1 protein-coding gene is annotated in these 524 nt (G+C 59.5%); it reads left to right on the top strand.

Going from position 1 to position 524, the window contains the following annotated elements; all coding sequences use genetic code 11:
• Positions 1–90: 90 nt before the first annotated feature.
• The coding region (locus tag JNK74_30205) for a hypothetical protein (protein MBL7650443.1) at positions 91–524 on the top strand (434 nt) is incomplete at its 3' end.

Genomic DNA, 524 nt, shown 5'->3' with positions numbered 1-524 from the left:
AAAGGCGTAACTACCGTAACCTTAACCGGAACGGATGGAACTAACAGTGCAACAACGGTAAGTTTTACGGTGACGGTGACGGACAATCAGATGCCCACCATCACCTGCCCCAGCGGCTCGCCGTTTGCCCGCAACACCGACGCGACGGAGTGCAACTACACGGTGCAAGGCGCGGAGTTCGACCCGACGGCCTTCGGCGACAACTGTCCCGGCGCGACGGTATCCAACAGTTTCAACAACATGGCCTCGCTGCCGAAAGGCTCCCCGAGGATCACCTTGTCTGTTTCGGTCGGCATGGCGATGTCCAGCACGACCTGCGCGATTGTGGTGAATGTGACGGATAACCACATGCCGACGATCACTTGCCCGAGCGGTTCGCCGTTTGCCCGCAACACCGACGCGACGGAGTGCAACTACACCGTCCAGGGCACGGAATTCAATCCGACGGCCTTTGGCGACAACTGCCCCGGCGCGACGATTTCCAACAGTTTCAACGGCATGGCCACGCTTGCAAACGCGGATCT

Source organism: Candidatus Hydrogenedentota bacterium, from assembly GCA_016791475.1.
Classification (GTDB): domain Bacteria; phylum Hydrogenedentota; class Hydrogenedentia; order Hydrogenedentales; family JAEUWI01; genus JAEUWI01.
The sequence above is the reverse complement of the archived record's forward strand: the minus strand, read 5'-3'. Positions and strand labels throughout refer to the sequence as shown.